This window comes from Psychrobacter piechaudii (assembly GCF_900162825.1).
GTDB lineage: Bacteria > Pseudomonadota > Gammaproteobacteria > Pseudomonadales > Moraxellaceae > Psychrobacter > Psychrobacter piechaudii.
This window is the reverse complement of record NZ_FUGE01000190.1, coordinates 1-2993: the sequence shown is the minus strand read 5'-3', so window position 1 is coordinate 2993 and position 2993 is coordinate 1. Positions and strand designations below refer to the sequence as shown.

The window sequence follows — 2993 nt, the reverse complement described above, 5'->3', positions numbered from 1 at the left end:
AGGACTCTTTCCTAAGTTGTTAGATGCAGTTTTAGAGGAAGGAAAGTTGTTTGTTATTCCTGAACGTAGAAAGCGATCTTGCCCGAGGGTGGTTAAGGGGAAACCACAAAAATATCCCAAAAAAAAATACCAGTCAGCCTTAACTGACTGGCATTAGGGCCATGGGCCCAGTTTTTAGTTTCTGCCAACAGCTACGAAAAGCTTTCGTTAGATAATGCCTTTAGCTCAATAATCGTCTGGCTAATTAATGATGATCACTATCTGCATAAGACTGCAAACCTAAAGCTGGAGTCGCTGGCAATTCTCTTTCTTGTTTAAAAAAACGAGATTTACCTTCTAAGATTTTATTAACATCTTTAATCAAATCTTCGATGACATCATCATAAATACCAAGGTTCAACTCTCTGTCAAAGCTAGTGTAAGCATGCTTACGCGCAGCAGAGCGCACATCGGTAATACCATGTTTTTGGAAGAAAATATCTACACGGCCATCGCTGTTTAACACACAGCTTAGTATGCCATCATCAACTTCTAAGTCGTAACGCTCAGGGATAAAAATATAATCGTCCACATCCAGTAACTCTTTTTCAACCGTACGGGTTAATAATGATTTGATATCAAACAAAATGACACTCCTTCTAGCTATACAATTTGGTTATATTTAGTAGTTATAAAATAATCAGGTAAATATAGCTGTTATAAATTTTTATTATTTAACTTATTATTTAACACAGGGAGATTTAAAACCTCTCTACCTTATTATTTCAATCTATACTACAAGATGACTGACCCTTTTTTAAGTTAGCTAGTGTAAATCTACGTTGATGATTAGCAAACATCCCAAAATTAACCCTACCTTTTATGGCTAGCAGTCTTCAATACCCATTAAAGCGCAGCAGCTAGTTTTGGCTAACAAACTCATTAATTTGCTGAGTTAATACTTGCCATAGTTTTACTTGTGAAGCTTTACTGCCTGCACCCAAATGCGGACTTAAAATAACACGGGGGTGAGATTGTTTCGCCAGTTGTACAATAGGGTCGCTCTCATCGGCAGGCTCTTGCTCGAATACATCAGTGGCAAAACCTGAAACCTTCTCATATTTAATGGCTTGTGCCATCGCTTGGGTGTCGACAACTTTCCCGCGAGCCACATTAACCACCACTGGATTTCTAGCCATTTTTCCAATAGCCTCTGCATCAATAAGGTGCTTAGTCTCTTTAGTTAAGGGGCAATGTAAGCTTAGGATATCTGACTGCATCAAAACTGTATCAAAATCGGTGTAGTCATTGTTACGTGGTTTTTTGCCTTTACGTTCGGCCCACAGCACTTTCATACCATAAGCTTCAGCAATCTTAGAGACTCGTTTACCAATGTCCCCCAGACCAATCAGGCCTAAAGTCAAACCTTCTAAATCGATAACCTCAGCCTGTATAACCCCTGCTCTGCCTTTTTGCTTCCAGCTGCCATCCATCACTTTGTTATGATAGTTAACCCCTGCCCGCATGGCATTGAGCAACAGCATAAAAGTGTGTTCAGCCACCGTTGCAGTCGCAAAGCCAGGCGAGTTCAACACTTCCACACCGTTATCATCACAGGCTTCAATATCCACTTGGTTTGTGCCCACAGAGGTCAGATGAATTAGCTTTAGATGGGGTAAAGACTCAATCACTTCACGCTCAATTCTTAAGCTACCCACAATCATGATATCCGCATCTTGGCAACGTTCAATAATCACCGAATTGTCTTGCGCAGTGCCACGATAACGAATCAGCTCACCAAGCTTTTCAGGCGTGGTTAACTCAATCCCTGGAGCAAATCTCTCCTCATCCAATAAGACCGCTTTCATTAAACCCTCCTTGCTTATTTTATTGATCTACATTGACGATCACCGCTACCCAATGACAGCTTGACCTAAGTTGTCATCTGGCCTACTAACCATTGCTCAAAGTCAGCTACCTGATCGGCCAAATCAGTCCGTTCTCTCTTCAGTGCTTGTAGCTTGGCTTGCACCTCAGCGATGGTGTACTTGGTATCTGTTAAGGTCCGCTTTAATTCATCAATCAGCTCAACATTTAACGCATCAGAGAAGATAACTACATCAGTAATCACCGCTTGCTGTACATCTAAATGCAGATCAACGATGCCCCAATCAAAGCGGGTTTCGATATGATGCGAGAAGGCCGGAGTTTTACCAAAACGCCAGTCCCAGTCCGCCATCTGCTCATAATATTTGTTGAGATGAGGTTCACTTTTTAAGGATTCTTCATCTAATTCTTCGACTTCTACCGTTTGCCCATAATACTCACAAAAAGCTTCGATAATCGCGTCAGACAAGCTCTCATGAGTAACCGTGTCATTAAAGTCCACTAAGTTTGCCACGCGCGAGCGGACCGACTTGATGCCTTTGGCTTGTAGCTTCAGAGGGTGTGGATTTAGATAATCGCCCAGCTTTTGCATATTGGCATTAACCAGTAAAGTGCCGTGATGGAAACTACGGTCAATTGCATGCTTAAAGGCACTACCCGATATCTTACGCTCACCCACTTGCATGTCATTACGACCCGATTGAGTCGCCTCTATACCCAGTTTCTTTAGAGCATTAATGATAATTTGAAAGTTGGCATCTTGGTTATAGTCTTCTTTGGGCGATAAAAAAGTGAAGTTGGTGTTGCCTAAGTCATGAAACACGGCCCCACCGCCACTTTGACGACGCGCTAAATAGACACTATCTTCTTCCATCTTATCGGTTTTACATTCCACCCATGGGTTTTGGGAGCGGCCAATGACCACAGTCTCCGCGTTACGCCATAAGAACAGAATGTGGGTGTCCGAGTCCAACTCTTGGAATATCCAGTCTTCGGTGGCGAGGTTAAACCAAGGGTTGGTTACTTCTGATTTTAATATTCTTAGTTTCATAATTTTTATCCATAGTTATATATAGTTTTTAAGTCTGGGTTTAGATAAACACAAACTACTTTCATTATTTTTGCTG

3 protein-coding genes are annotated in these 2993 nt (G+C 41.6%); all 3 read right to left on the bottom strand.

The window, feature by feature from the left end; translation table 11 throughout:
• Positions 1–244: 244 nt before the first annotated feature.
• Entirely contained in the window at positions 245–625 is a 381-nt protein-coding gene (locus A1019T_RS10385; protein WP_077451573.1) for a hypothetical protein, read from the bottom strand.
• A 274-nt stretch (positions 626–899) separates the two neighbouring features.
• On the bottom strand, positions 900–1847 hold the full coding sequence (locus A1019T_RS10380) for an NAD(P)-dependent oxidoreductase (protein ID WP_077451572.1): 948 nt from the start codon (positions 1845–1847) through the stop codon (positions 900–902).
• Positions 1848–1912: 65 nt separating this feature from the next.
• Positions 1913–2917 (bottom strand): lipoate--protein ligase, encoded by a 1005-nt coding sequence (gene lplA / locus A1019T_RS10375; RefSeq protein ID WP_077451571.1) that lies wholly within the window; start codon positions 2915–2917, stop codon positions 1913–1915.
• Positions 2918–2993 lie beyond the last annotated feature (76 nt).

What these genes read in the sequence shown, in the direction of transcription:
- lplA (WP_077451571.1), bottom strand. Translation starts at nt 2,917, where the DNA reads ATGAAACTAAGAATATTAAAATCAGAAGTAACCAACCCTTGGTTTAAC.
- A1019T_RS10380 (WP_077451572.1), bottom strand. Translation starts at nt 1,847, where the DNA reads ATGAAAGCGGTCTTATTGGATGAGGAGAGATTTGCTCCAGGGATTGAG.